A 23,936-nucleotide genomic window follows, 5' to 3' on the forward strand; every position below is an offset into this window, starting at 1 on the left:
AGGTGTTTAGTTAGTTTTCCGGGTCAGTGATTCTGTCTCCAGAACCTGGTAATCCGGGTAAGGAGGAATCATCTCATAAGTATGCTCTAAAATAGTAGAATTTGCTGTCTTTTCTACTTCTTTAAAGCCTTCAAAATAGTAGGTTATGCACATAATCCGGTTCCGGTCATTCGCCACTAACTCATTGGTATGCCTTACACCTTCATCTTTTGCGCTGCTTATTGTGAAGGAGAGGAAAACATTTCCAACACCACGCGACATGACCTGGCACGACATCAGGAATAACCTGACCTACCACTCACCTGAAAAAGTTTTTTCTATAAGGGCGAGACCAATCTTTCCGCTGGTACCATACTGATCTTCAAATTCAGCGACTAGTAACAGGTGGTCCGGAGACTCCTGAAGGCATAACTCTTCAAAGCTGTATCGTTTACCTGTGGTGTCGAGCTGATTGGTTCGTAAGGTGAGGACTTCAGCACGTTTGAGGTTATTAAAGGTTGCCTGACGTATACCAAACCGCATCTGCAAAGAGCGAAGGAACTCTTCGTTGGGTCCTCCACAATCTATTACAGTTCATTACACCGGATATCGCTTATACATCTGACGGCGCTTTTTAGAATATTGGTAATAAAAGCGGGATTAATTTTGGGTAAATCAAGGAACCCATCATCCTAGGTAAGGACGTGTGGTAGGCTGTAAGCTACCTCATCACGCTCGAAGAGCTGGCCGTCGAAAAGCTACGGTATTTGCTCACATGTTTATGTCTTTAACAGTATTCTCTATGGTGAAAGCTTTGCTGTTCCAGTTAATCTCTGAATAAAGAAAAAATAATCCAGGCCGAGTTTTTCAGAATGTAATCGGCAAATGCAAAACCGTCCCTTACACTTGTGTTATTTATTCACCACATTATATAATATTGCAGTAGCGGACACCACCTGGTGGGCAGAGAGGACGGTCCCTACCTCACCAGGTTCTGCGCGGTATCCGTTGATCTTTAGCTCATAAATTATTAATCCATCATCAGTGATTATGCATTTGACATGCCCTATGTAAAAAAGGACTTACTTCTATAAGGAGAATCAGACATTATCACTGATTCAGTCTGTTCTGACCTAAGGATAAAGAAGTATTTTCCAGATACACTTCATCTAATGTAAAGTCAGGTACTTGCTGCCTGCTGTGCACCCACAGAATATATAATAGTCAGAGCTTGCCTTTGCAGAAAGGTCTCCATCAATCAAGAATTTTAGCAGAGTGTACATACTGAATAGTCTTTATAAAGAAGTAAATATTATGAATATAGAGAATATACGATGATCACTCTCCTGAATAAAGCTTAATCAGCTTCGCATACAGATATAAAGTGCAGAAAGGCCAAATCTTTTAGAGGTATTTTTCGAGATTGAAGATACAGGCTAAAGATACATATTTCAATGCTTTTCAACTTGAAAGGACTGCAGGCTCATGTTCCTGCAGCAAGGCACCCAATGTAAGTGTACGCCCTGCGGTAGCCTCTGAGAACCAATCAGCGCCATGGTCCGCCGCATATTTTTCCAGTCGGGCAAGGTTAGCCTCATCTGCTGCCAGCCAGGGATTATGCAGCGCCTCCCATATTTTGATCAGCTTCAGCCGGTGATCTTCCCTGTTTCCCGTAGATACAGGCACAGGGATGATTTTACCGAGCAGGCATGCCCAGAAAACTACCAGAAAACGGCGGTTATCATCGGTTTGAATAATTAGCTCATGGCCCTGCTGCACCCCAAGGCGTCGCAGGGCTCCGAGTGTACACGTCGCAGTACGGTACAGTTCGGCATAACTCAGGCTATGCTCATCATCAGCCCCATCTACGAAACTGACCCCTTTCGTAGATGAGCCTGCTGCATGTTGCAATAACCCGGTGAGCGTATAGTCTTTAAAAGACAGAGGGTGGTGAGCAGGGTGTGGCATTCCCGGCCGGTATTAGCAGGTTGACAATCAGGTACGGTTGAGCTCGCTCAGGATCACCCGGCCAGGCTGGGGCTGAGCCTTTCGATCATAGCAGCTGACACGTCCACACAGGCAGTTTGTCTGAGCGAGTCTATCCTGACCAATAGGCGGGTTTTACCTTTTTTCTCTTCAAGTACGCCCTCTACCCCGGTGAGCGGGCCATCCACAATACGTATAGGCATTCCTTCCACCAGTTCTTCGTTTGTGGTAATATCACTACCTGAGGAGGCCAGTTTTTTGATCGTCTCTATCTCAGCCTCAGGCATCCTGCAAGGATTACCCTGTATAGAAACAAACTTGACCACACCCTCTACCTGAAGTACCCGGTACTTTTCCTTAGGGTCTATACGAACAAAGATGTAGTTGGGAAAAAGGGGAACAGTGAGTTTCTTTTTTCTGTCGCTCCACTGTCTGATGACTGTAGTAAGGGGAAGAAATGCTTCTACCCCTGAGTTGCTTAATCGGGAGAATATTTTTTTCTCAATACGTGGATAGGTATACACAGCATACCAATCGGAGTCCGTCCTCTCCATTTCCATAATTTTTTCTCTTTTTAGGTTTTCTGCCAGAGCAATCACCAGCATATTGTGAGGGAACTCTGGTTGGTCAGACCAGAGATATAACTGATTTCACAATACCGGTTGATTCTTCCTGCAAATCGCAGAAAATAGTTGCACATTTCTGCCGAAAGTCAAAACAATAATAGGCTGATTAAGCCATTTTTCCAAAGTTTAAGTAAACTATATTCACCACATCAAACACGACAACAGACCTGCATTTTCTTAATACAAACCCAAAATCTTACATCCCAATTATCAGGGTCTGTGATGCATAGATAGCCATAATTTTTTAAGAAAAAAGCAACCGCAAGTTAATTTTCTATTAACGTGTCGTCTATTTATATTAACTTTTACAAATAGAATATGAGGTTTCTTGCAAATGAAAGCCTCACTTATCAACTGCAAGTCGACAAACAATCTGTATGCACTATAAAAACATTACATTACCCCCTCAGTCTATCTGATTTCAGCGGATTCAAATGCCATCGAACCTACCTCTTTATTACCTCTTAGATCAGGTAATTGAGTCATTATTTACCAACATTGATAAGCAAGGAATTTAAAAGCCAACGGGTCACTAAAAATCGCTTGGGAAACAGAAGATACCTGAAACATCATGCGATCTCAATTTGGGAACCAACTTAGAGGGGGGAGGGGGTGATATAAAGGTGAGGGGAGGAATATCGGGGCAGCCAATGAATGTATGGCCGCGGAAGCTATTATTGGCTTAAACCAAAGTCAGTAGAATAATATAATTAGGATCGATAGAGGTTATCCACAGTTTGACTATAGAATGACTATGTGATCACTACAGGATTACTACAGGGTAAGCACCAGCTTATATTAAGGAAAAATACAATTAGGTATAGTTACCAAGTTGCCTGCCCCATGGTATTTTAAATAAAAAAGCCTCCTGCACCGGATCGATGCAGGAGGCTTTTCTAAAGGAAGAAATAGGGTTATGCGCTAGAGATACTCCGTCCCTTTCTCCTTTTTAACATCGTTAACAAACTCTCTGAATTTACCTTCCTGGTCTTTTTCGCAAACCAGCAGCACGTTACCACAGTCAGCAATCAAATAATCTTTGAGCCCCTGTACTACTATCAGCTTATCTTCCTTACCCTTAATCACGCAGTTATCTACGTCATAAAGAAGGGTATTCCCGTCTGCTACATTGCCGTTTTCATCCTTATCACGGATTTCATGAAGCGCCTTCCAGGAGCCAAGATCTGACCAACCAAAGGCTCCCAGGATCACATATACATTCTCCGCCTTTTCCATGATCCCGTAGTCAATACTGATATTTCTGCATTGACTATATGCTTTCTTGATGAAGCCTTCTTCATTTTCTGTGTAAAAGTGCTGGCTGCCGTCTTCAAAGGCCTCGGACAGGTCTGGCATGTGCTTTTCAAATGCCTCGATGATACTTTTAGCTGACCAAATGAAGATTCCGCTGTTCCACACAAAGTCGCCGCTTTCCAGAAACTTTTTAGCCAGGTCCAGCTCGGGTTTTTCTGTAAAGGTTTTTACCTTCTTCAGAGGTCCGTTTTGTTTATCAGGCATGAATTGGATATAGCCATACCCGGTTTTAGGGCTATTGGGCTTGATCCCCATTGTAATCAGATTGTCCCCTTTGGCCGAGGCTTCCAATGCTTTACGTATAGTATCCTTAAATACCTCTTCTTTAAATATAGCATGATCGCTCGGGGCAACCACTATCCTGGCTTCAGGATCTTTTTTATAGATCTTGTAGCAACTATAAGCTATACAGGGGGCTGTGTTGCGTCTTGCAGGTTCGGTCAGTATCTGGTCGTCCGTAAGCTCAGGCAGTTGCTTTTTTACTTCATCTGCATACTGATCACTAGTCACCACATACACATTCCCGGCCGGCACCACACCTTCGTACCTTTGGAAGGTTAGCTGAAGAAGGGAATAGCCTGTACCGAGTACGTCTTTAAACTGCTTAGGATGATCATTTCGGCTATAGGGCCAGAAGCGGCTGCCAATGCCGCCGGCCATTATCACAAGGTAGTTTTGGTTATCCATAAGTTTTATACAATTCCTTCTTTAAGCAGATCATGCAGATGAACAAAGCCCGCTACGCAATCATTGCCATCCGTCACAACTAGCTGGGTGATATTAAAATCTTCCATTATTTTAAGCGCTTTGGCAGCATACGTACCGGTTTCCACTCTTCTTGGAGAGACTGTCATGATATCCCTAGCTTTAATCGATGAAAGGTCAGAATGTTTTTCAAGCATTCTTCTTACGTCCCCGTCCGTAATAATTCCTACAAGCCTGCCGTTAGTATCCGTAACAGAGGTGGCTCCCAGCCTTTTAGTTGATATCTCGACAATCACATCTTTGACCGAAGCCTCCGGGGAAACTCTGGGGCAGTCATTAAGTGTAATAAGGTCGTCAACCTTAAGGTAGAGTTGTTTGCCCAGTGCACCACCCGGGTGGTACCTGGCAAAGTCACGGGAAGTAAAATTTCTTTGTTCTAAAAGACAGATAGCCAGGGCGTCACCCATAGCCAAATGGGCTGTGGTACTGGTAGTGGGCGCAAGGTTATTAGGACAAGCCTCCTCCCCGATAGTGGCATTGAGAATAAAGTCCGATTGTTTAGCCAGATAAGATTCGGTATTGCTAACTAAAGCGGCTATCTTTATACCTTGCCTCCGGAGTAAGGGAACTAAAACCTTTACTTCCGGTGTATTTCCACTCTTAGAGATACAAATGGCAAGGTCTCCTTCCTGCACCATGCCCAGGTCACCATGGATGGCGTCGGCAGCGTGCATGAATATCGAAGGGGTACCTGTTGAGTTTAGTGTAGCTACTATTTTATTAGCTATTATTGCACTCTTTCCTATACCGGTTACGATCACACGGCCGCGAAGGGAAAGTATCTCTATGACCAGTTGTTGGAAACTATCGTCGATGTATTCGGCTAGGTGCTTTATCGCTTCTGCCTCTTGTAGAAGAACTTCCCTGGCAGTTTGCTGAATATTTCGCACTAAATTCAAAATATGAATCCTTATTCTTTAAATTTGATCCAAAGATAAGGGAAAAAGGGAATTTTCTTAACTGAGGATTTTCGTTGATATGATGTTGGTTGATCAAGTAGAACACCTAAAAGATAAGCTCAAGGAAGTATTCGGATACGGCAAATTCCGGGGTAACCAGGAAGCCATTATCCGCAATATCATGGATGGTAAAAATACCTTCGTGATCATGCCTACCGGAGCCGGAAAATCACTATGCTATCAGCTTCCCGCCGTTATGAACGAGGGAACAGCTATTGTTATATCTCCTCTGATTGCCCTGATGAAAAATCAGGTAGATCAGCTTAATGCCCTGGGGATAAATGCACAATTCTTAAACTCCACCCTTACAAAGGCGGAGATGACGCGTGTAAAGAACCAAGTGATAAGCGGCGATGTGAAACTGCTCTACGTAGCGCCTGAGTCCCTCACAAAAGAGGAGAATGTAAACTTTCTGAAGCAGGCAAATATTTCATTTGTAGCAATAGATGAGGCCCACTGTATATCAGAGTGGGGTCATGACTTCCGGCCCGAGTACCGGCGCATCAAATCCATTATAGGCCAGTTGGGCGATCTGCCCATCATAGCGCTTACGGCTACGGCTACACCCAAGGTGCAGCTGGATATCCAGCGCAACCTGCAGATGGAAGATGCTGACCTTTACAAGAGCTCATTTAACCGGGAAAACCTCTATTATGAGGTACGGAATAAGCCAAAGAAGTCGGCAGACCTGCAAAAGCAACTTATTAAGTTTGTCAAAAGTCAGAAGGGTAAATCCGGCATTATTTATTGCCTGAGCCGTAAAAAGGTAGAGGAAATAGCGCATTTACTACAGGTAAATGACGTGAAAGCCGCGCCCTATCATGCGGGACTTGATGCAGCTATTCGCATGCGCAACCAGGATGACTTCCTTAATGAGGAAACGGATGTCATCGTGGCCACCATTGCCTTTGGTATGGGCATCGATAAGCCTGATGTACGCTTTGTTATACACTATGATACGCCCAAAAGTCTGGAGGGCTACTACCAGGAGACCGGCCGGGCAGGGCGTGACGGCCTGGAGGGTAACTGTATCATGTTCTATAGCTATGACGATATCCTTAAGCTGGAGAAATTCAATAAGGATAAGTCTGTCACAGAACGTGAAAATGGCCGTATCCTCTTAATGGAAATGGCAAGCTTTGCTGAATCTGCAGTATGCAGACGCAGACAATTGCTCCATTACTTCGGAGAAGAGTACTCGCTTGAAGAGCACCCTAACTGCGGAATGTGTGACAATTGTAAGCACCCAAAAGCACAGTTTGAGGGACAGCAGTATCTTCAAAATGTGCTTAAAGCAGTCATACAAACAGAACAACGATTCGGTCTCAATCACCTCGTTAATGTACTAAGAGGGGTAGAGGATGATTACGTCCAGAGCTATAAGCACAATAAGGCTGAGGTGTTTGGTGTAGGCTCCGAAGAAGAGGAAGGCCTGTGGATCAGTGTCGTCCGGCAGGCTTTGCTTTATGAATTCCTGCAAAAGGACATTGAAAACATCGGCGTACTGAAAATTACGGCCAAGGGCCGGCAGTACCTGGAAGAACCTCACTCCTTTATGCTCATGAAAGACCATGACTATATTGAAATGGAGGAGGAAGCCGCAGAGACCGAGGCGCAGGATGCAGCAGGCAAATCATACGACGAAACCCTCTTTGAACTGCTGAAAAAGGAGCGGAAGCGTATCGCCAAACAAAAGAACCTGCCTCCTTACGTCATCTTTCAGGATCCGAGTCTTGAAGAAATGGCTACTACCTTCCCCACCTCAGAGCAGGAACTTGCTCAGATTAATGGTGTCGGGAAGGGTAAGGTTGTCAAATTTGGCAAACCATTTCTCAGACTTATAAAAAGCTACGTAGAGGAAAACGATATCGTGACGGCCTCTGATGTAGTAGTGAAGTCTTCAGGTATCAAGTCTAAAATCAAAATCTTCATTATCCAGCAGATAGACCGAAAGGTAGACCTGGAAGAGATCGCTGAGGCTCAAAATCTCAAGATGGAAGAGCTGATAGATGAGATCGAACATATCTGCTATGCAGGTACAAAGCTTAACCTGGAGTACTACATAGATCAGATCATGGATGATGACAGACAGGATGAGGTCTATGACTATTTCATGAGCGCCGAATCAGATAAAATTTCCGATGCACATACCTATCTGGGTGAGGAAGATTACTCAGAGGAAGAATTGAGACTGATGCGCGTAAAATTCCTGTCAGAATACGCAAACTGATTATAAAGGGCCCTGTAGTACACCAACTGCGGGGCCCTGTTGCAATAATTTATTTATGAACGTACTTATACTGGGTGCTGGGGGCAGAGAACATGCCCTTGCATGGAAGATCAAGCAAAGCCCCGAATGCGGAAGCCTGTTTATTGCCCCTGGAAATGCGGGAACTGCCACTGAAGGGACAAATATCGAACTGTCCCTTTCTGATTTCTCAGCCATTGGGGACTTTGTCCTTAAAAATGATATTGACCTGGTGGTCGTTGGCCCCGAAGCGCCCCTTGTAGATGGTTTTCGTGACTACATGGAAGGAGATAATCGCTTCTCTGGGGTAGGCGTCATAGGCCCTGGCAAGACAGGCGCTATCCTGGAGGGAAGCAAGGACTTCTCAAAGGGTTTTATGGAGCGCAACGGTGTGCCTGCTGCCTCCAGCCGTACGTTTACTGCAATAGAAATAGAACAGGCTGAAGCTTATGTACGCCAACATAGCCTGCCTGTGGTACTGAAGGCAGACGGCCTTGCTGCAGGTAAAGGAGTTATCATATCACCCGATCATGAAGATGCCCTGAGCAACCTCAAAGATATGCTCGTAGGCGAACGTTTTGGTGAGGCCAGTGCAAAAGTGGTTATCGAGCAATACCTTGACGGGATCGAGCTTTCCGTATTTGTACTTACCGACGGTGAAGCCTACAAGATATTGCCAGCCGCCAAGGACTATAAGCGCATAGGTGAAGGCGATACAGGCCCTAACACAGGCGGCATGGGCGCTGTAAGTCCTGTACCTTTTGCAAATGAAGAGTTCATGCGAAAGGTGGAGGAAAAGGTTATCCGCCCTACCATATCGGGACTAAAAGCTGAGGGCATTCCCTACACAGGCTTTATTTTCTTTGGGCTTATGAATGTAGACGGAGAACCCTACGTAATCGAATATAATGTGCGCATGGGCGATCCTGAGACGCAGGTGGTACTTCCAAGAATATCCTCTGACCTTCTTAAGCTTCTGAAGGCTGCTGCCGACGGTGAACTGGCATCTGCCATCATAGAGACATCGCCGGAGGTAGCCTCTACCGTGGTACTCGTCTCCGGCGGGTATCCCGGACCATATCAAAAGGGAAAACAGATTACCGGACTCGATGCTGTTCCTCAGGGGCCCGTAGTATTTCATGCCGGCACCCGTGTAAAGGATGAACATGTGCTTACTTCCGGCGGCCGCGTAATGGCAATGACCGGTCTCGGAAAGTCGATGCAAGCGGCACTGAAACAAAGCTATGAGGCTGCCAATGCAGTAAGCTGGGAGGGTATTACCTACCGAAAAGACATCGGAAAGGACCTGGAGGCTTTTTCCGGCTAATACCGTGATCATATCGAATCTATCCGTAAATTGCCCTTGTATATTTAGCCAATTCTACTAGATTGGCTTGTTTATCAATTGCCCCGGGAGCTGAAATTTCAGCATCCTGGTTTTTCGCTGACCTTAACTGACACGGCCACCCGAGTCCGTCGCTGCCCCGGCAGCCACCTCGAAGCACGCCGGCATCTGGTCAGCCATATATCCCCGGCCGTGTGCATCGTGTATGAAGAAGGCAAACTGAGGCCGGGGCACCTAAACGGATAATATAATGGGATGTAATAGCTGTTCCTCCAATGGTGAGGTGGCCGGTTGTAAGAACAATGGCGGCTGCCAAACGGGAGGTTGCAATAAAATGAATGTCTTTGACTGGCTGTCAAACATGGACCTGCCTGTGACAGCCCGGTTTGACATAGTTGAGGTCAGGTTTAAGAATGGCCGCAAAGAGTTTTTCCGCAACATTAACGATCTTGAACTTATCACCGGTGATGCTGTCGTCATTGACGTACCCAATGGTCATCACATAGGGCATGTATCGCTGCAGGGTGAACTCGTACGCCTTCAAATGAAGAAAAAGAAGGTGGCCAATGATGATGATATCCGGGCCGTATACCGGATAGCCACAGAGCGCGATATGGAAAAGTTCGAAAGGACCCGTAAGCGTGAAATGCCCACCCTGTACCGCACGCGGCAGATCATTGATGACCTGAAGCTGGAAATGAAACTCACCGACATTGAGTTTCAGGCCGATAATACAAAAGCTACCTTTTACTATTCAGCCGATGACCGGGTGGATTTTCGCGAGCTGATCAAACTATTGGCTTCGGAATTTAAAATCCGGGTGGAAATGCGCCAAATTAGCCTTCGCCAGGAGGCGGGACGCCTCGGCGGCATCGGCTCATGCGGACGCGAGCTCTGCTGCTCTACGTGGCTTTCCGAGTTCAAAGCGGTGTCTACGACGGCAGCCCGCTATCAAAACCTCTCGCTTAACCCCAGCAAACTTTCCGGCCAGTGTGGCAGGCTCAAGTGTTGCCTGAACTATGAGCTGGAAACATATATGGATGCGCTGGAGGATATTCCAGAGATAAACCAACCCCTTAAAACAGAGAAGGGGGAAGCCCGGCTTCAAAAAACGGATATCTTCAGGAAAATCATGTGGTTTGGCTTTGAGAGTGAAAGTACCTGGTACCCAATCAGTGTGGAACGGGTAAACGAGATACTAAAAATGAATGCAGCGGGTGAACTGCCGCATAGCCTTGCAGACGATAACCAGGAGGAAGATGATGACCAGTCTAACAACATAGATCTGGAACGCCTGGACAAGAAGTACATGAGCAAAGGCAGGAAGAAAAAGAAACGTAAAAAACGGGAACGCCCTGCCTCTGATTCGGACAGCTCCGGAAATCAACCAAAAGCATCTGACAAGCCTGATACAGAGGCAAAGCCTTCCCGAAGGAGACGTAAAGGAGGCAGCGGTAGCGGCAACAGGCAGCAGCCTCAGAATCAAAAGCAGCAGGGTGCTGAAGGGGGCGAGCAAAAACCTGCCCGTAAAAAATCACCCAGGCGTGGAGGAAAGAGGTCTGCTCCCGGAGACAATCAGGAGGGAAATCAACCCGGTAATGAAGGCGGTAAAAACCCGGAAGCCAGGCGCAAGAGAAAGCCTGGGAGAAACAGGCCTAAAAACAATGGCAATGAAAATAAGCAAAAGGGGAATGACTAACCTAAAGCAGATTTTAGGGGTGACCGTGCTGGCCCTCTTCCTGTTTACTTCATGCGACGAGAACCGGGTATATGAGACAAACTATGACCTGCCTGATAAGCTTTGGCGGGAGGATAGTGTGCTAACATATGACTTCACTATAGCAGAGCCAGGTAGTTATGATTTTTATTATAACCTGCGTAATACCTTGTCTTACCCCAAATATAACTTGTACCTGACGTATTCTCTAAAAGACAGTACAGGCAGGGTTTTATCGTCTGAATTGCATGAAATGACCCTCTTTGATCCCAAAACGGGAGAACCAAGGGGTGACGGGCTTGGGGACATCTTCACCCACCGCATTAAAGCACTGGAAAGTTACGAGCTTCCCTATGCGGGGCCATATTCTTTTACCATTAAGCAATACATGCGGTATGATAGCCTTCCTGAAGTAGTATCCGTTGGCCTGCGGATAGAACAAGCTACCACAGAGTAACCTTACTTTTGCTCAATAAAACGAAGCAGGTTTACCTCCAGATTATCACGGCCCATCCAGTATTCCCGGCTAAATACCCTCCTGTGCCTCCACCCCTTTCTATCAAGGGTAAATGGAGTATAGGCATGTGGATCTTTGATAGAAACGCTTTGGTAGTATAAGTCATCATCTGTGAGGATCAGGCCATGGTATCTGCCGTCCTCCCCCTTCACCGTCAGGTCTGAGAAGGGCAGTTCGGTAGTAAGCTCATAGCCTGAGGTTTTGGTGTTGGCTTCCTGCAGCTTTTGTTTCAGGAACCAGCCGCGGCGGTGCTCTTCAGCAGCAGGCTGTGATGGTACAAAACGTCCTTCGGAAACTTCATGGGCGTATTGCAGGTAGGCTTTAAGCATCCTGGCCCCTGCACTATGACTATCCTCTACCTTAAGTTGTTCGGGCAGAAAGCTGCATACCACGTATACCTTCTTCCTGGCCCGGGTGACGGCTACATTCAGGCGGTTCTCACCATGTTGCCGGTTCAGGCTCCCAAACAGCAGGGGCACACGACCGGATTCATCCGCTGCGTACCCGATAGAGAATATGATCGTGTCCCGCTCGTCACCCTGCACGTTTTCCACATTCTTTACGAACAGGCCGGTGGTATTCACATCGTTTTTTTCGAGCATGTCCAGGATCAACTCACGCTGGTGGGTATTGAAGGTAACCACCCCAATGCTGCCCTCCGGATCTGTTTTTTTAAGCTCACGGATAAGCGATACTACCCTGGTCGCCTCTTCCGCATTGGTACGCCCATTCCAGTTACCTTCCGTTTTCAGGTATGAAATTCCTGGCTCATTACGATTGGCATCTGCTCTTGCCGGCAGCAGGCTTAATTTGCGCCCATAGAACTTACGATTGGAAAAATCGATCAGGTCAAGGGTCTGGCTGCGGTAGTGGCCGCTAAGCTGCAATTGCCACAGGTGCTGACGGGCCAAATCGAGGAGTGATTCCACCTCGAGCTCAGCCACATCTTCGCCCTCTTCCCACTTGACCCGGTATAAGTCATTAGGCTGTAACTGCTGCGAGTCACCGGTAATGACCACCTGCCGCCCCCGGTACATGGCAGGCAAACCTTTTTCAGCGAAGCACTGTGAAGCCTCATCAAAAATAACCAGATCAAACATCTGCTCCATGGGGAATACGGCGCTCACCGTTTCCGGCGAAGCCAGCCAGCAGGGCACCAGCTCAAATATCTCACCGGAAAGCTGCTCCATCAGCTTTCTAAGAGGCCAAATCTGCCTTTTTTTGGTAACCTGGTGCTGGAGATCACGGTATGTCACCATATTATTCAGGCGGTTGTACTCAGCATTTTCATATGATCGCTCCCGCACTTTCATCAGCACCATATCTTTGCTGGCCGCGTACTTGTCAGACAGGTGCTGCTGCAGGTCGCTAACCTGGCTGCTCAGACGAAGGGAGGACACAGCCCTCAGCACAGGATATTTTGTTTCAATATGCTCTATCCAGGCCAGCTTCAGGCTATTATCAAAGACATGTAGCATCAGGTCAATGTCTTCATTACCTACCTGTTCTTCTATCTTCTCAATGATTCGGCGCTCATCTGCTTCGAGCTCTTCCTTAAGCCTATCAAATTCAGTCAGGCTGTCGAAATCCTCGTTAAGCGACTTTATCAGTTTATCACGCAGCTCTTCATTCTGTAGCAGCCGGTGAATCTGAAAATGAGACAAATAGGCAAGCCAGCCCGCCTTTACTTCGACAAGCCCATCTATTGCAGCCAGTAACTGCTCTATTTTCGAACTAAGCTGCTCATAGCTAAGCTGCTTTACAGGAAAATACTCTTTGAAGTTACGCAGGCCACTAAATATTACCTTGGCACCGGCGGCTTTGCGCTGAAGGAAAAACCACTCCTGTATCTGCTTCAGGTCATAAACCTCTGGAACTTCCTTCAGCCACTTAGCTGCTTTGAGCTTACTGAGGTTATGCTCCAGGTTAAGCCTGTTATCTATCCTTTCTTCAAGTATGCTGAGGTAGTCCGGGTTATCTGCCAGTCCATTCGCCCCCCTCACCTGCTTCAGGTATGCCTTTTCTTTCGAGAATAGTGACCACCTGGCCATCTTCAGGGCATTATTGTTTGCCTCTTTGCGTTGATTTAAAACCCCCTGAAAATGCCCCAGATCTTTGGTAGACAGGCTTGTTTCAGGTCCGGCACCACGGAAGCACTCAGAAATTACGCGCTCCATATTAGCCAACCAAAGCAAATCGGTGTCCCTGTCCATAAAATCGGACATATACCGGAAATACTCGTAAACTACCGGGGTCTCCAATGTCTCTACGAGGGCTCTCAGTTGCTTCCAGCGGCTCAGGATTACTTCCGCCTCTACAAAGTCAATACCTCCCTTGATTATGGGTGAAGTCCTTTCTTTCAATTGAGCCTGATAAGCAGGTATTTCAGCAATCATCTCTCTCATTACTGAAAGGTCACTAACCTGCCGGTCTTTGAAGCTTATCCTGTCATACCAGGCATAACCGATCCTGTTGAACCGTGAAGCATAGCGGCCGTACGCCTTCAGTTTTCGGGAAAAGGCAGCCGCCTCATCCGGAAACCTGATATTTTTATACTCCTGCTTCAGGTGAATGGCTTTCTCTGTGGGGTCAGAGCTAAGGTATAGTTCTTTGATAGACACCCCTGCTTCACTCTCATCAAACAGGGCAAAACGAAATTCATCAAGCTCTTCCGTAATCTGGTCTACCTGCCTGCTGGCTTGCAGAAAACCTCTCTCTAATTGTATGGCATCCAGGCTATTGTTCTTTTGCTGATACTCCCTGATCCGCTCTATCTGACTATTGATCTGCTCATATAATGCCTTACGATCATTTTTGAAGTCATGTACCAGCGCGGAGAAATCACCCAAGCCTATATTACTCAGGCGCTGATGTACTACATCCAGGGCAGCGCGCTTCTGACAAACCAGCAGCACCCGCTTACCTCTGGCTGCAAAATCTGCAATAAGGTTACAAATGAGCTGAGACTTACCACTGCCGGGAGGTCCCTGTACGACCAGGCTATGTCCCGTCTTCACCGCTTTTATCACGTTCTCCTGGTGAGCATCCAGTTTCAGAGGGGTGAAGGTATGCTCTTCCCGTATTTGCTGCAGGGCTAATTTCTCCCTCTCGGCCGACTCCGGCCGATTGACGGCAGTACGTGAGGCAAAGAATTCTTCAACATCTTCATAATGCCCTTTCTCCATAAGGTCGAGGTAGTCAGGCACAAGAAAGCTGCCTGCCTGGGGGAAAATACCCAGGACGGCCTCAGAAAAAAGCCTGAGCTTACCAGTTTCCTCACTTGCCCCCATCTCCTTGCGGGTTAGGTCGTGAAATGACTGTAGCTGGTCTACGAAAAGCTCCTGATTAAAATGCAGTGTGACCGGGCTGTCTTTAAGTACCTGGTAAAGATTGGTACGAAAAACCCGGCTGTCCTTATCAAAGTCCTCAAAAGTCATTTCTACAAGTTCTTCGTCCAGCTTTACATCATTATACAGCGCATAGGCCAGCAAAAAGGTCTTGTTGAATACAATGGGGATTTCTGTACGAGGCTCCAGATACCAACGCCCGCCATCTGTATGCAGGCTTACAGGAAAATAAAGTAAGGGACATCGCACCATGGTATCATCCATGAACTTACCTCTGACAAAAGGCCATCCAATACACAGATCTCGCGAGCCTCTTTCTTCCCAAAGAAATTGATCCAGCCTGTCAATCTTTTTAAGCTTCTGGCTTAGCCTGTTCGCTTCCTGGTCACGGGCATCCACTTCAGAGGTCAGTGCTATACTTGACTTTCCGGCAATAAGGCTGTCAATGATGGTGTATGATGATTCACCTAATTCCATGTCAAAGGAATGGACATCCACCATCTGCCCCGTCAGAAGGCGATTCAGAAGCAGAGACCTGTTATTGGTAGACAAGTCGGTAAGCCGCCGCAAATACGCACGTAGCACCTGTTGCATGAAAAAATTTTACGTTGAAAAAATAAAATAAAGAAAAATACAGACTTCAGGACGGGTATTTATTTCCCCGGTGTAGTATTTGATGGCTTATCTTCACTTTTCTGACCGGCCGGCATAGTGAAATCCAGGTAAGGCCTTAGTTTTTCAATAGTCTCTGAATCAATGATTTTTATTAACTTCAGATCATCTGCCGATCTGTAGGGGCCGTGTTGCTTTCGGTAGTTTACTACCACGCGGGCTTGCTTACGGTTCAGGTAGGGGTGCTCCCATATTTCTTCAGGAGTAGCAGCATTGATACGAATTCGGCTCGGGGTAAAGTCCACTGCAATGAATGTTTTACTCTCCAGTTCGGCCAAAGCATCATCCGATATACCCCAAATATCTTCTAATTGCCTGAGCTCTATAAACCCTCCCAACTTTTGCCGCTCCTCAAGAATGCGGGCTGAGGTCTTACTGCCTATTCCTGTCAAAGCCATTAACTGGATGCTATCGGCCGTATTAATATCAAAAGGAAATTCCACTGACGCAAAAAGCTCCCGCCTGGCTCGCCAGGCTGAGTCCGCCGGACTCAGGGGGGCAAGACTATCAGATGCCCAGGGCTTCTTATATGCCGTGTATGCCTGCTTAGGTTTGGTATCAGGAAGCTGAATATAAGGCTCTAAGGTGGCAAACTGCTCCTCTGACATGCCGTATATTTTCGCCAGGTCATCCTTTATCCGGAACTCACCCCCTTTACTGCGGTACTTTTCTATACGCTCAGCAAGCCAGTCAGGCAAGCCCAGCTCCATCAATTGCTCTACGGAAGCTGTATTAGGATCAAAGGGAAACAGGCGGGCAGCCTTTGCCTCCTTTTCGTCAGCAGTTTCAGCCACATTGCTCCGGGCGTAATAGCTGTTATTTTGGTAGGACTCCTTAGCTGCCAGGGCCATACAAAGGCTATCCAGCCAGGGTTCATCTATCATACTGAGGTCTTCCTCAGTTATATCCTCATGAAGCACCTGCCTCACTGCAGCCGGAATAAACAGAGTGAAAAGCAGTATGATAAGTAATACGATACTGCCTCTGGTCTCTGCCCTGCTAAAGCCAAAGTAGTTCCTGAAAAAGTAGGAAAGCCGGTTGAACATTCTACTTCTTTAAGAAAAAGTGTGATATGATAATCAGTTGCTCTGCCTTACCGTTTCGTCATCGTTCTCTGAAAACGAATCAGGCTCAGGCTTGGGCGGTGTTCTCAGTACTTTGAAGAAAAAGTACGCCGTAACAACCGTTACGGTCACCTGAACGAGGATCATTGTTATAAGTGCACTAGTAGACATTATTCCCTCCCTGTTTTTCTTCGGATACTGGTGGCGCGATGTACCAGGTAGCAAACAAAGATGAAAAGACTCATCATAAGCAACCGGGACATGTCCGTGTAAAAAATATTATTGACAAAGCTACCACTGGCTATAGGCTGCAGTGTTTTAACATCATCACCTACAGCGACCAGCAATTCCTTATCTTTTTTGAATACATACGTAGTGGATACAGCAGTACTGTCAAATGTAACCAGCTCTCCTAAAGCATTCTGATCAAGATCATCACTGTAAGCTCTGGCAACGCCCTGGGCATCCCTGTAATACGTTTGGTCGTAGCCAATGACTACCGTCTTTCTGCCATTGACGCCATCGCCAATAGCTAATACGCGGCCATCGAACTCAGACTCAAACTCATCCGCAAAATAAGACCTGTTAGCTATCACGCCTTTATTTTGGATCTTACCTATGATACTCGAAGGATCAAGCTCCCAGTTACCGGCAAAGGCAGCCTCCCAGTTATTATCTTTTGGCTGAATCAGGCTACCTAAAAATACGATAAGGATGATCACCGGCGTCACGAATTGCATGATAGGCTTAAAGATACCCGGCACATGAATATCACTACCTCTTCTCAGCTCATCCCATCCATTATTAATACCGAATATCCAGGCAAATATGATGGTTTCGGCAAGGGCAAAGATCACCAGCGAAACGGTACCTGCCCAATAGTCATACTCACCGAATACGCCTTGCTTGTAAAAGAACACAGTAGGCAGTCCCATCAACAATACAAGGCCACCGAAAGACCAGGCCGCTTTATTACGGCTCCAGCTAAATTCATCTTCCATAAAGCCCATCCAGGGAGTACCCATAGCAAGGCTGGAAGTAATACCGGCGAAGAAGAGAAGTCCGAACCAGGCAACCCCGGCAAAGGTAGCCAGAACCGTACCCCACTGGTCAAAGAGGTAGGGCATCGTTTGAAAAGCCATAGAGAATCCGGCATTTTCTTTTACCCAGTCAAGGCCAAGGTATCCTACCGCAATAGGAATAACGATAGAGGCACCAAGGACAATCTCCACGAAGCCATTCATCCAACCTGCCGACATGGCATTCAGGGCAATATCATCTTTAGGTTTTACATAAGATGAGTAGCAATGTATAGTACCCATACCTACGGAAAGGGTAAAGAATATCTGCCCTGCCGCGGCCAGCCATACCTTAGGGTTGGCCAGGCTATCAAACTGAGGCTCCCAAAGGAAGTTAAGACCAAGGAGCGAATTACAATCCGTACACCCTTCAGGTGAGCCTGACGTACCTAGCGAAAACCCTCTTATAGCCAGGAAAGCCCCGAAGATAAGCAACAAGGGTACCCCTATCTTAGCTACCTTTTCCACGCCACCTTGTAAGCCACGGGAAAGTATATAGGTATTCAGGATAAGACAAAGCACGTAGAACACTACAGCCTCATAGGGAATTCCTGTGGTAGAATACCCTATGGTAGTATACCGGTTAAAGAAGTCGGCTACTTCCTGCTGACCCAACCCGGCGAAGGTCTGCCCCAGTGAGTGGAAAACATAAGACAGGGTCCAGCTTTCAATGTAACAGTAATAGGCTGCTACCGCCACATTAGTGAAGATTCCGAATACACCGAAGTATTTCCAGAACCTTCTCTTGGTCATGTTATCAAGAATAAAGGGTGTGGAGTGGTTTTGAAAGCGGCCTCCGTACCTACCCATAGACCACTCTATCCAAAGCAGGGGAATGCCCATAATCAGGAAGCAGACCAGGTAGGGTATTATAAACGCTCCGCCGCCGTTCTGAACGGCCTGAACAGGAAAGCGTAGGAAGTTACCAAGGCCAACTGCGTTGCCAGCCATTGCCAGGATAAGCCCAACACGGGTACCCCAAGATTCCTTATTTTCACTCATAGGTAATGGTATAGATGCCAGACAGGCATATTCTGATATTACAGGCCCGGAAATTAAGAATGTTCTCAGTCAAAGCAAAATAGAAATATTCGCCGGGCAGGGGGAATTATATGTTGACTTGCATTACACCTTATATCCTATCTCATGTTCGGAAAGCATGATGAATGTCATTTTTTCACTGAACCCCATCCACCATATTTGTAATCAGGTAATTGACGAACTTGTAGTGAGGTCTTTGCGTTACACTTTGGGCGTGAAAACACCCCTCAACCCCTATTTAGAATCGTTTTAAATTAATCTATGGGACGCCGGATACTACAATTTTATTACCGGTAGCATTAAATTTGCAGTTCTGAAACCGTTCTTATGCAAGCACGATTTAAGGTAGTAAGTATTTCACATCGCCACGCACCACTCAAGATCCGGGAGATGGTATCCCTCGGAGATGATGGCTGTAAGCGGCTTCTCGATTATTTTAGTGAATACACTTCGATGAACGATGTCATGGTATTATCTACCTGCAATCGTACCGAAGTATACTACTCTGCTGATGATGACCGCAGCGATGAGATCATTAAGCTCATCGGCATAGAAAAAGGTCACAACAACCTGCTTGCCCTCAAAGAATACTTCACTATCATTAATGACAGCCAGTCGGCTGCCCGGCACCTGTTCAGAGTAGCCATAGGACTTGAAGCTATGGTAGTGGGTGATATGCAGATCACTAATCAGGTAAAAAGAGCCTATCAGCTAAGTGCCGACCTGAATATGGCAGGCCCTTACCTGCACAGGCTCATGCATACTATTTTCTTTACGAATAAGCGCGTAGTACAGGAAACCCCCTTCAGAGATGGGGCTGCCTCTGTATCCTATGCAGCCGTAGAGTTGGTGGATGAACTCACGTCAGAGATCAACGCCCCCAGGATACTTGTACTTGGCCTCGGCGAGATAGGAGCCGACGTATGCCGGAACCTGGATAAGATGCCTCGTGCAGACGTACGTATCACTAACCGTACAGCCAGCAAGGCGGACGCTCTGGCTGCTGAGACGGGCTTTGAAACGGTCACTTTTGCAGAGGTGGATAAAGCTATGCAGGAGGCCGATGTAATTATATCTTCCGTATCAGGCCAGGAGCCTTTTATATCGGGAGAAAAGGTAAAGGAGATGAATATTCTTACCTTCAAATATTTCATAGACCTCTCCGTACCCCGCAGCGTGGCTGCCGAAGTGGAGCATCAGCCCGGAGCACTCATTTATAATATTGATAATATTCGCACCAAGGCATCCGAAGCCCTGGAGCGCCGGTCTGCCGCCATCCCCGCTGTGGAGGCCATAATCGAAGAAGCCCTTCTTGAGTTTAAAGACTGGGCTCGCGACATGGTAGTGTCCCCTACTATCAATAAGCTCAAGAATGCCCTGGAGGAAATACGCAAAGAGGAAATGGCCCGCTACCTAAAAAAGGGTATGTCTGATCAGGAAGCCAGGCGTATGGATAAGGTCACCAAGAGCATGATGCAAAAAATCATTAAGATGCCTGTGCTCAACCTGAAGGCAGCATGCCGTCGTGGCGATGCTGAAAACCTGATCGATGTGCTAAACGATCTATTCAACCTGGAAAATGAGGCTGAAAGAAAAGTTTAATTAAACTAATCTTTTTGACTCCCAAGATGATTTAAGCAGGCAACATGCCTGCTTTTTTATTTTCAATGATTGAAATACCAGGTAAGGTTTGCCCCTTTTTATCACATTACCATTGGTTAACTTGCATAAACCCCACACATCTGATTACCAAAGCACTAATAATCATTATTATTATCCACTTTTAGCCTGTAAATTTAGACTACACAGATCATCAACAGATTTCTATTATGGCTAAAAAACAAACTAATAACGAAGGCAGCACCACCTCAACTTCCGGTGATAGCTAAAAAAAACAAGGCCCTCAGGGCCTTTTCTTTTTGTAATCCGTGCTTTTTGCTTATCTCTCATCCACGACCGCAGGAATTATCTATATATTTGGAGTCAAGTCTTAACCCTGCAAGGTGCTCCAAAGAAGGTATACCCAATTTACTCATTCTCTGCTGATATTCCTGCTGGCACTGGCCGCCCACCAGGCATCAGGTCAATACTACTACTTCAGACCGGTTACTGTAGCCGATGGTCTTCCTCAAACCCAGAGCGAGGTCATATTCGAAGATTCAAGAGGGTTTCTATGGATTGGCTCTTATGAAGGCGGGCTGAGCCGGTATGACGGTTATTCCTATAAAACCTATACCATGAGAGATGGCCTGGTGTATAACTCCATAAAAGACCTGGACGAAACCAGCAAGGGTGAGCTTATCGTAGGTACCGGACAAGGGGTGTCTATTTTTAATGGTCAGACCTTTACTACCCTGCTGGATAAGGTCATCGTAAGCGAATTACAGGTAGACAGCCAGGACAATATATGGATCGTATCTTCATCCGGCCTGATACGCCTTCGTGCACAGAATAATTATTCCCCTGAGTATTACCCCCCATTTAAAGGCAGGCCTCTGAGGGCTTTATATATTGATAGCCCCAATAAAACATTATGGACCGGCGGAACGGATTCCCTATTTCAAATGCCGCTTGATGCCCCCTTCGAGCCAAGCCCCGTGCACACAGGTTATATTACTCCCGGGGGCAATAGTGAAAATGTGGAGTTTCAGGAAATAACCATGAGCCCGGAGGGTAACCTCTGGGTGGCTCTCCCTGCCTATGGATTATACGAGTTCAGGAGTGGTACGTTCAGCCCCATGTTCGAAGAGGAACTGAAAGGTGTGCAGCCTCATAAAATCATATATGGAAGTGACAGCAGCCTCTGGATACCCACTTATCAACAAGGTATTTTTCAGTATGAAAAGGGAAAGCTCTATAATTTCCATCAACAGAATGGTCTCTCGAATAACCATGTCCGGGACCTCACTGTAACCTCAGAGGGGGAAGTCTGGATATGTACCTCAGCAGGTATAAGCCGCTTCAACGGCAAGCTGTTCACACACATAACAGAAGAACAAGGACTAAAGAACAACCTCGTCTGGGACTTAGATATAATAGGGGACCGACTCTATATCACTCATTTCGACGGTATCAGTTACCTGGACAACAACAGACTGGTAAACCTGGATCAGAATGGTTATAGCCAATCGGGAGGAACGGACCTGTATGTAACCGAAGAGATCATTCTGGCCGGTTCAAGGCAGGGCCTGTATATCTGTGAAGACCCGGAGGCTGAGAACCCACAATTCCGACAGGTGCCTTTTTATACTTCCGAGCCCTTCTTTCAGGTAATATGCTCTAAAGACAAGCAGCGGATATATGCCGTATTGAATGGCTATACTCTGGTTCAATTTGACTGGGATGATAAAGAACATGAGCTTTCTAACCCCGGAAAACTGGTGAGCTTCCCTGAAGAAATTAATGATATACGGGAAGATGAGTATGGCAGGATCTGGGTAGCCCACGACCTTGGTTTATCTATTGTACACCCCGATTCCGGTACGTTCTCTCACATACTAGAGGGGCAGCCATTAAACCAAATACTCCCGCTTGAGCCAAACACCTTTATACTTGCCAGCTCAGGTCATGGTCTGTTCTTCATGAAGGTGAATAATGTAAAAAATCCAAAAGATCATATATTAACCTCTGTTAGCAAGCAGGATGGACTTGCCAGTGATAATATCTATAGCATAATACTCTCCGGTGATTCGGTTCTCTGGCTAGGGACTGAGAACGGCATAAACAAGTTGAAGCTACCCTATCAGAAGCTTGAGCAAGTCAGGCATTATGCTGGTGACGAGGGCTTTACAGCCATAGAAGCTAATCACAAAGCGGTAACAACAGATGAAAACGGTAACATCTGGTGGGGCACCATAAGGGGAGTCACAAAGTATAACCCCGTTTATGCAGGAGAGGCATCCACACCTCCTGATGTACTACTCACCAGGCTTGACCTGTTTTACAGAGAAGCAGACTGGACGAATTATGCAGATGATGTTTCTAGCTGGTTCAGCCTTCCGGAAGACTTAACACTACCTCATGACCAGAATCACCTGACCTTTCATTATACAGCTCCACAGTTAGCCGGCAGCCGTAAGGTACGTTACGCATACAGGCTGGAAGGATTGGAAGATGAGTGGTCACCTGCTACTGCTAAGCGCGAAGCTGTGTATGCAAATATTCCGCCTGGCAAATACCGGTTCGTAGTGAAAGCTACCCTTGAGGGCACTGCGTGGAATGACTCGCCGGCCACCTTCTCCTTTATTATCCGAAAGCCCTTTTACACTACCTGGTGGTTTATCGGAATTGCGCTCGGCACACTTGGTATGGTCGCTTTTACCTATACACGGCGTAAACTGAGGAAGGTGGAAGAAAGCCGTGACTTACTGGCCAGAAAAGTAAAGGAAAGAACGGCTGAAATAGAGGAGCAGAAAGATGAGTTAGAAAAGCAAAACTATCAGATCACCAGTAGTATCAGCTACGCAAAGCGTATACAGGAAGCCATTCTGCCCTCCCAAAACGACCTGAAGGGGGAACTTTCAGAGTCATTTATTTTTTACAAGCCCAGAGACATTGTGAGCGGGGACTTCTATTGGACTCATCGCAAGGGTGACATCGTCTACCTGGCAGTAGTTGACTGCACGGGCCACGGTGTACCCGGTGCATTTATGTCTATGATTGGGTACAATCAGCTTAATACGGCCATAAATACCAATACCCGTCCATCACCCGTTGATATACTGGAACATATGGACCGCGAGGTAATGGCTGCTCTCAGGCAGGATGATTTGACTCAGGAGACCCAGGACGGCATGGATGTGGCACTTGTTATGCTGGACACTGCGTCCAAAACACTAACCTTTGCCGGGGCCAGAAGGCCCTTATACCTCGTATGTGATGGGGAAATGAAGGAAATAAAGGGGAGTCGAAACTCCATAGGAGGAAGCATAGAATCCGGTAGTAAAAGGTACGAACAGCATACGCTACCTTATGATGATGGATGTATGATGTATATGTCATCAGATGGTTTTGCTGACCAGTTTGGCGGGCCAGCAGACAGGAAATTTATGACTGGCCGGTTCAAGAAGCTACTCACCTCTCTTGCTGCCCTGCCTGTTGACAGCCAGCAGCAGAATATGGCCCAAGCCTTTGAAGAATGGATACGTGAAAACGAACAGACTGATGATGTGCTTGTGCTTGGCGTGAAACTCTCATAAACACCAACCGTCTCATGTACCTTTAGCCTGTCAATCAGGCATTTACAAATAATATTTTTGCTTAATTTTAAGTTTGAGA

At 46.6% G+C, this 23,936-nt stretch carries 16 protein-coding genes; 6 read left to right on the plus strand and 10 right to left on the minus strand.

Annotated elements, in window-relative coordinates; genetic code table 11:
- Positions 1–6: 6 nt before the first annotated feature.
- From AB9P05_RS06215 to AB9P05_RS06240, 6 genes are all read right to left on the minus strand, one after another.
- On the minus strand, positions 7–261 hold the full coding sequence (locus AB9P05_RS06215) for a hypothetical protein (protein WP_371907947.1): 255 nt from the start codon (positions 259–261) through the stop codon (positions 7–9).
- Positions 262–291: 30 nt separating this feature from the next.
- Positions 292–522 carry a hypothetical protein gene (locus tag AB9P05_RS06220; protein ID WP_371907948.1) on the minus strand — a complete coding sequence of 77 codons (231 nt, stop codon included), beginning with the start codon at positions 520–522 and terminating at the stop codon, positions 292–294.
- A gap of 918 nt (positions 523–1,440) precedes the next feature.
- Positions 1,441–1,947: an AMP-binding protein gene (locus AB9P05_RS06225; RefSeq protein WP_371907949.1), complete on the minus strand. Its 507-nt coding sequence runs from the start codon at positions 1,945–1,947 to the stop codon at positions 1,441–1,443.
- Positions 1,948–2,000: 53 nt separating this feature from the next.
- Positions 2,001–2,519, minus strand: coding sequence for a UpxY family transcription antiterminator (locus tag AB9P05_RS06230; protein WP_371907950.1), 519 nt, complete (start codon positions 2,517–2,519; stop codon positions 2,001–2,003).
- Positions 2,520–3,512: 993 nt separating this feature from the next.
- Positions 3,513–4,592 (minus strand): mannose-1-phosphate guanylyltransferase, encoded by a 1,080-nt coding sequence (locus tag AB9P05_RS06235; protein ID WP_371907951.1) that lies wholly within the window; start codon positions 4,590–4,592, stop codon positions 3,513–3,515.
- Between the two features lie 5 nt (positions 4,593–4,597).
- Positions 4,598–5,569: an SIS domain-containing protein gene (locus tag AB9P05_RS06240; RefSeq protein ID WP_371907952.1), complete on the minus strand. Its 972-nt coding sequence runs from the start codon at positions 5,567–5,569 to the stop codon at positions 4,598–4,600.
- An 82-nt stretch (positions 5,570–5,651) separates the two neighbouring features.
- Between AB9P05_RS06240 and recQ the strand changes: the two genes are divergently transcribed.
- From recQ to AB9P05_RS06260, 4 genes are all read left to right on the plus strand, one after another.
- The gene (gene recQ / locus AB9P05_RS06245; protein ID WP_371911336.1) at positions 5,652–7,859 is read left to right on the plus strand and encodes a DNA helicase RecQ; all 2,208 of its coding nucleotides are present in this window, start codon (positions 5,652–5,654) and stop codon (positions 7,857–7,859) included.
- A 55-nt stretch (positions 7,860–7,914) separates the two neighbouring features.
- Positions 7,915–9,204, plus strand: a complete 1,290-nt coding sequence (gene purD, locus AB9P05_RS06250; RefSeq protein ID WP_371907953.1) for a phosphoribosylamine--glycine ligase — start codon at positions 7,915–7,917, stop codon at positions 9,202–9,204.
- A 268-nt stretch (positions 9,205–9,472) separates the two neighbouring features.
- A complete protein-coding gene (gene ricT / locus AB9P05_RS06255) occupies positions 9,473–10,921 on the plus strand; it encodes a regulatory iron-sulfur-containing complex subunit RicT (RefSeq protein ID WP_371907954.1) in 1,449 nt (482 codons plus the stop codon).
- Positions 10,914–11,396, plus strand: coding sequence for a gliding motility lipoprotein GldH (locus AB9P05_RS06260; RefSeq protein ID WP_371907955.1), 483 nt, complete (start codon positions 10,914–10,916; stop codon positions 11,394–11,396). Before ricT ends, AB9P05_RS06260 begins: the two co-directional genes overlap by 8 nt.
- 2 nt (positions 11,397–11,398) lie before the next feature.
- Here AB9P05_RS06260 and AB9P05_RS06265 read toward each other — a convergent pair whose 3' ends face one another.
- Genes AB9P05_RS06265 through AB9P05_RS06280 form a run of 4 tightly spaced genes read right to left on the minus strand, consistent with a single transcriptional unit; the run spans position 11,399 to position 18,620 of the window.
- Positions 11,399–15,397, minus strand: a complete 3,999-nt coding sequence (locus tag AB9P05_RS06265; protein ID WP_371907956.1) for a DEAD/DEAH box helicase — start codon at positions 15,395–15,397, stop codon at positions 11,399–11,401.
- Between the two features lie 59 nt (positions 15,398–15,456).
- Positions 15,457–16,521: a ComEA family DNA-binding protein gene (locus AB9P05_RS06270; protein WP_371907957.1), complete on the minus strand. Its 1,065-nt coding sequence runs from the start codon at positions 16,519–16,521 to the stop codon at positions 15,457–15,459.
- Positions 16,522–16,554: 33 nt separating this feature from the next.
- Positions 16,555–16,710, minus strand: a complete 156-nt coding sequence (locus AB9P05_RS06275; protein WP_371907958.1) for a hypothetical protein — start codon at positions 16,708–16,710, stop codon at positions 16,555–16,557.
- Complete coding sequence (locus AB9P05_RS06280) at positions 16,710–18,620, minus strand: sodium-dependent transporter (protein WP_371907959.1); 1,911 nt, start codon at positions 18,618–18,620, stop codon at positions 16,710–16,712. Before AB9P05_RS06280 ends, AB9P05_RS06275 begins: the two co-directional genes overlap by 1 nt.
- A gap of 366 nt (positions 18,621–18,986) precedes the next feature.
- Between AB9P05_RS06280 and hemA the strand changes: the two genes are divergently transcribed.
- Positions 18,987–20,261 carry a glutamyl-tRNA reductase gene (hemA, locus tag AB9P05_RS06285; protein ID WP_371907960.1) on the plus strand — a complete coding sequence of 425 codons (1,275 nt, stop codon included), beginning with the start codon at positions 18,987–18,989 and terminating at the stop codon, positions 20,259–20,261.
- A gap of 401 nt (positions 20,262–20,662) precedes the next feature.
- Positions 20,663–23,857: a SpoIIE family protein phosphatase gene (locus AB9P05_RS06290; protein WP_371907961.1), complete on the plus strand. Its 3,195-nt coding sequence runs from the start codon at positions 20,663–20,665 to the stop codon at positions 23,855–23,857.
- Positions 23,858–23,936: the final 79 nt, after the last annotated feature.

Source organism: Roseivirga sp. BDSF3-8 (assembly GCF_041449215.1).
Lineage (GTDB): Bacteria > Bacteroidota > Bacteroidia > Cytophagales > Cyclobacteriaceae > JBGNFV01.

What these genes read in the sequence shown, in the direction of transcription:
- AB9P05_RS06215 (WP_371907947.1), bottom strand. Translation starts at nt 261, where the DNA reads ATGTCGCGTGGTGTTGGAAATGTTTTCCTCTCCTTCACAATAAGCAGC.
- AB9P05_RS06220 (WP_371907948.1), bottom strand. Translation starts at nt 522, where the DNA reads ATGCGGTTTGGTATACGTCAGGCAACCTTTAATAACCTCAAACGTGCT.
- AB9P05_RS06225 (WP_371907949.1), bottom strand. Translation starts at nt 1,947, where the DNA reads ATGCCACACCCTGCTCACCACCCTCTGTCTTTTAAAGACTATACGCTC.
- AB9P05_RS06230 (WP_371907950.1), bottom strand. Translation starts at nt 2,519, where the DNA reads ATGGAGAGGACGGACTCCGATTGGTATGCTGTGTATACCTATCCACGT.
- AB9P05_RS06235 (WP_371907951.1), bottom strand. Translation starts at nt 4,592, where the DNA reads ATGGATAACCAAAACTACCTTGTGATAATGGCCGGCGGCATTGGCAGC.
- recQ (WP_371911336.1), top strand. Translation starts at nt 5,652, where the DNA reads ATGTTGGTTGATCAAGTAGAACACCTAAAAGATAAGCTCAAGGAAGTA.
- purD (WP_371907953.1), top strand. Translation starts at nt 7,915, where the DNA reads ATGAACGTACTTATACTGGGTGCTGGGGGCAGAGAACATGCCCTTGCA.
- ricT (WP_371907954.1), top strand. Translation starts at nt 9,473, where the DNA reads ATGGGATGTAATAGCTGTTCCTCCAATGGTGAGGTGGCCGGTTGTAAG.
- AB9P05_RS06260 (WP_371907955.1), top strand. Translation starts at nt 10,914, where the DNA reads ATGACTAACCTAAAGCAGATTTTAGGGGTGACCGTGCTGGCCCTCTTC.
- AB9P05_RS06265 (WP_371907956.1), bottom strand. Translation starts at nt 15,397, where the DNA reads ATGCAACAGGTGCTACGTGCGTATTTGCGGCGGCTTACCGACTTGTCT.
- AB9P05_RS06270 (WP_371907957.1), bottom strand. Translation starts at nt 16,521, where the DNA reads ATGTTCAACCGGCTTTCCTACTTTTTCAGGAACTACTTTGGCTTTAGC.
- AB9P05_RS06275 (WP_371907958.1), bottom strand. Translation starts at nt 16,710, where the DNA reads ATGTCTACTAGTGCACTTATAACAATGATCCTCGTTCAGGTGACCGTA.
- AB9P05_RS06280 (WP_371907959.1), bottom strand. Translation starts at nt 18,620, where the DNA reads ATGAGTGAAAATAAGGAATCTTGGGGTACCCGTGTTGGGCTTATCCTG.
- hemA (WP_371907960.1), top strand. Translation starts at nt 18,987, where the DNA reads ATGCAAGCACGATTTAAGGTAGTAAGTATTTCACATCGCCACGCACCA.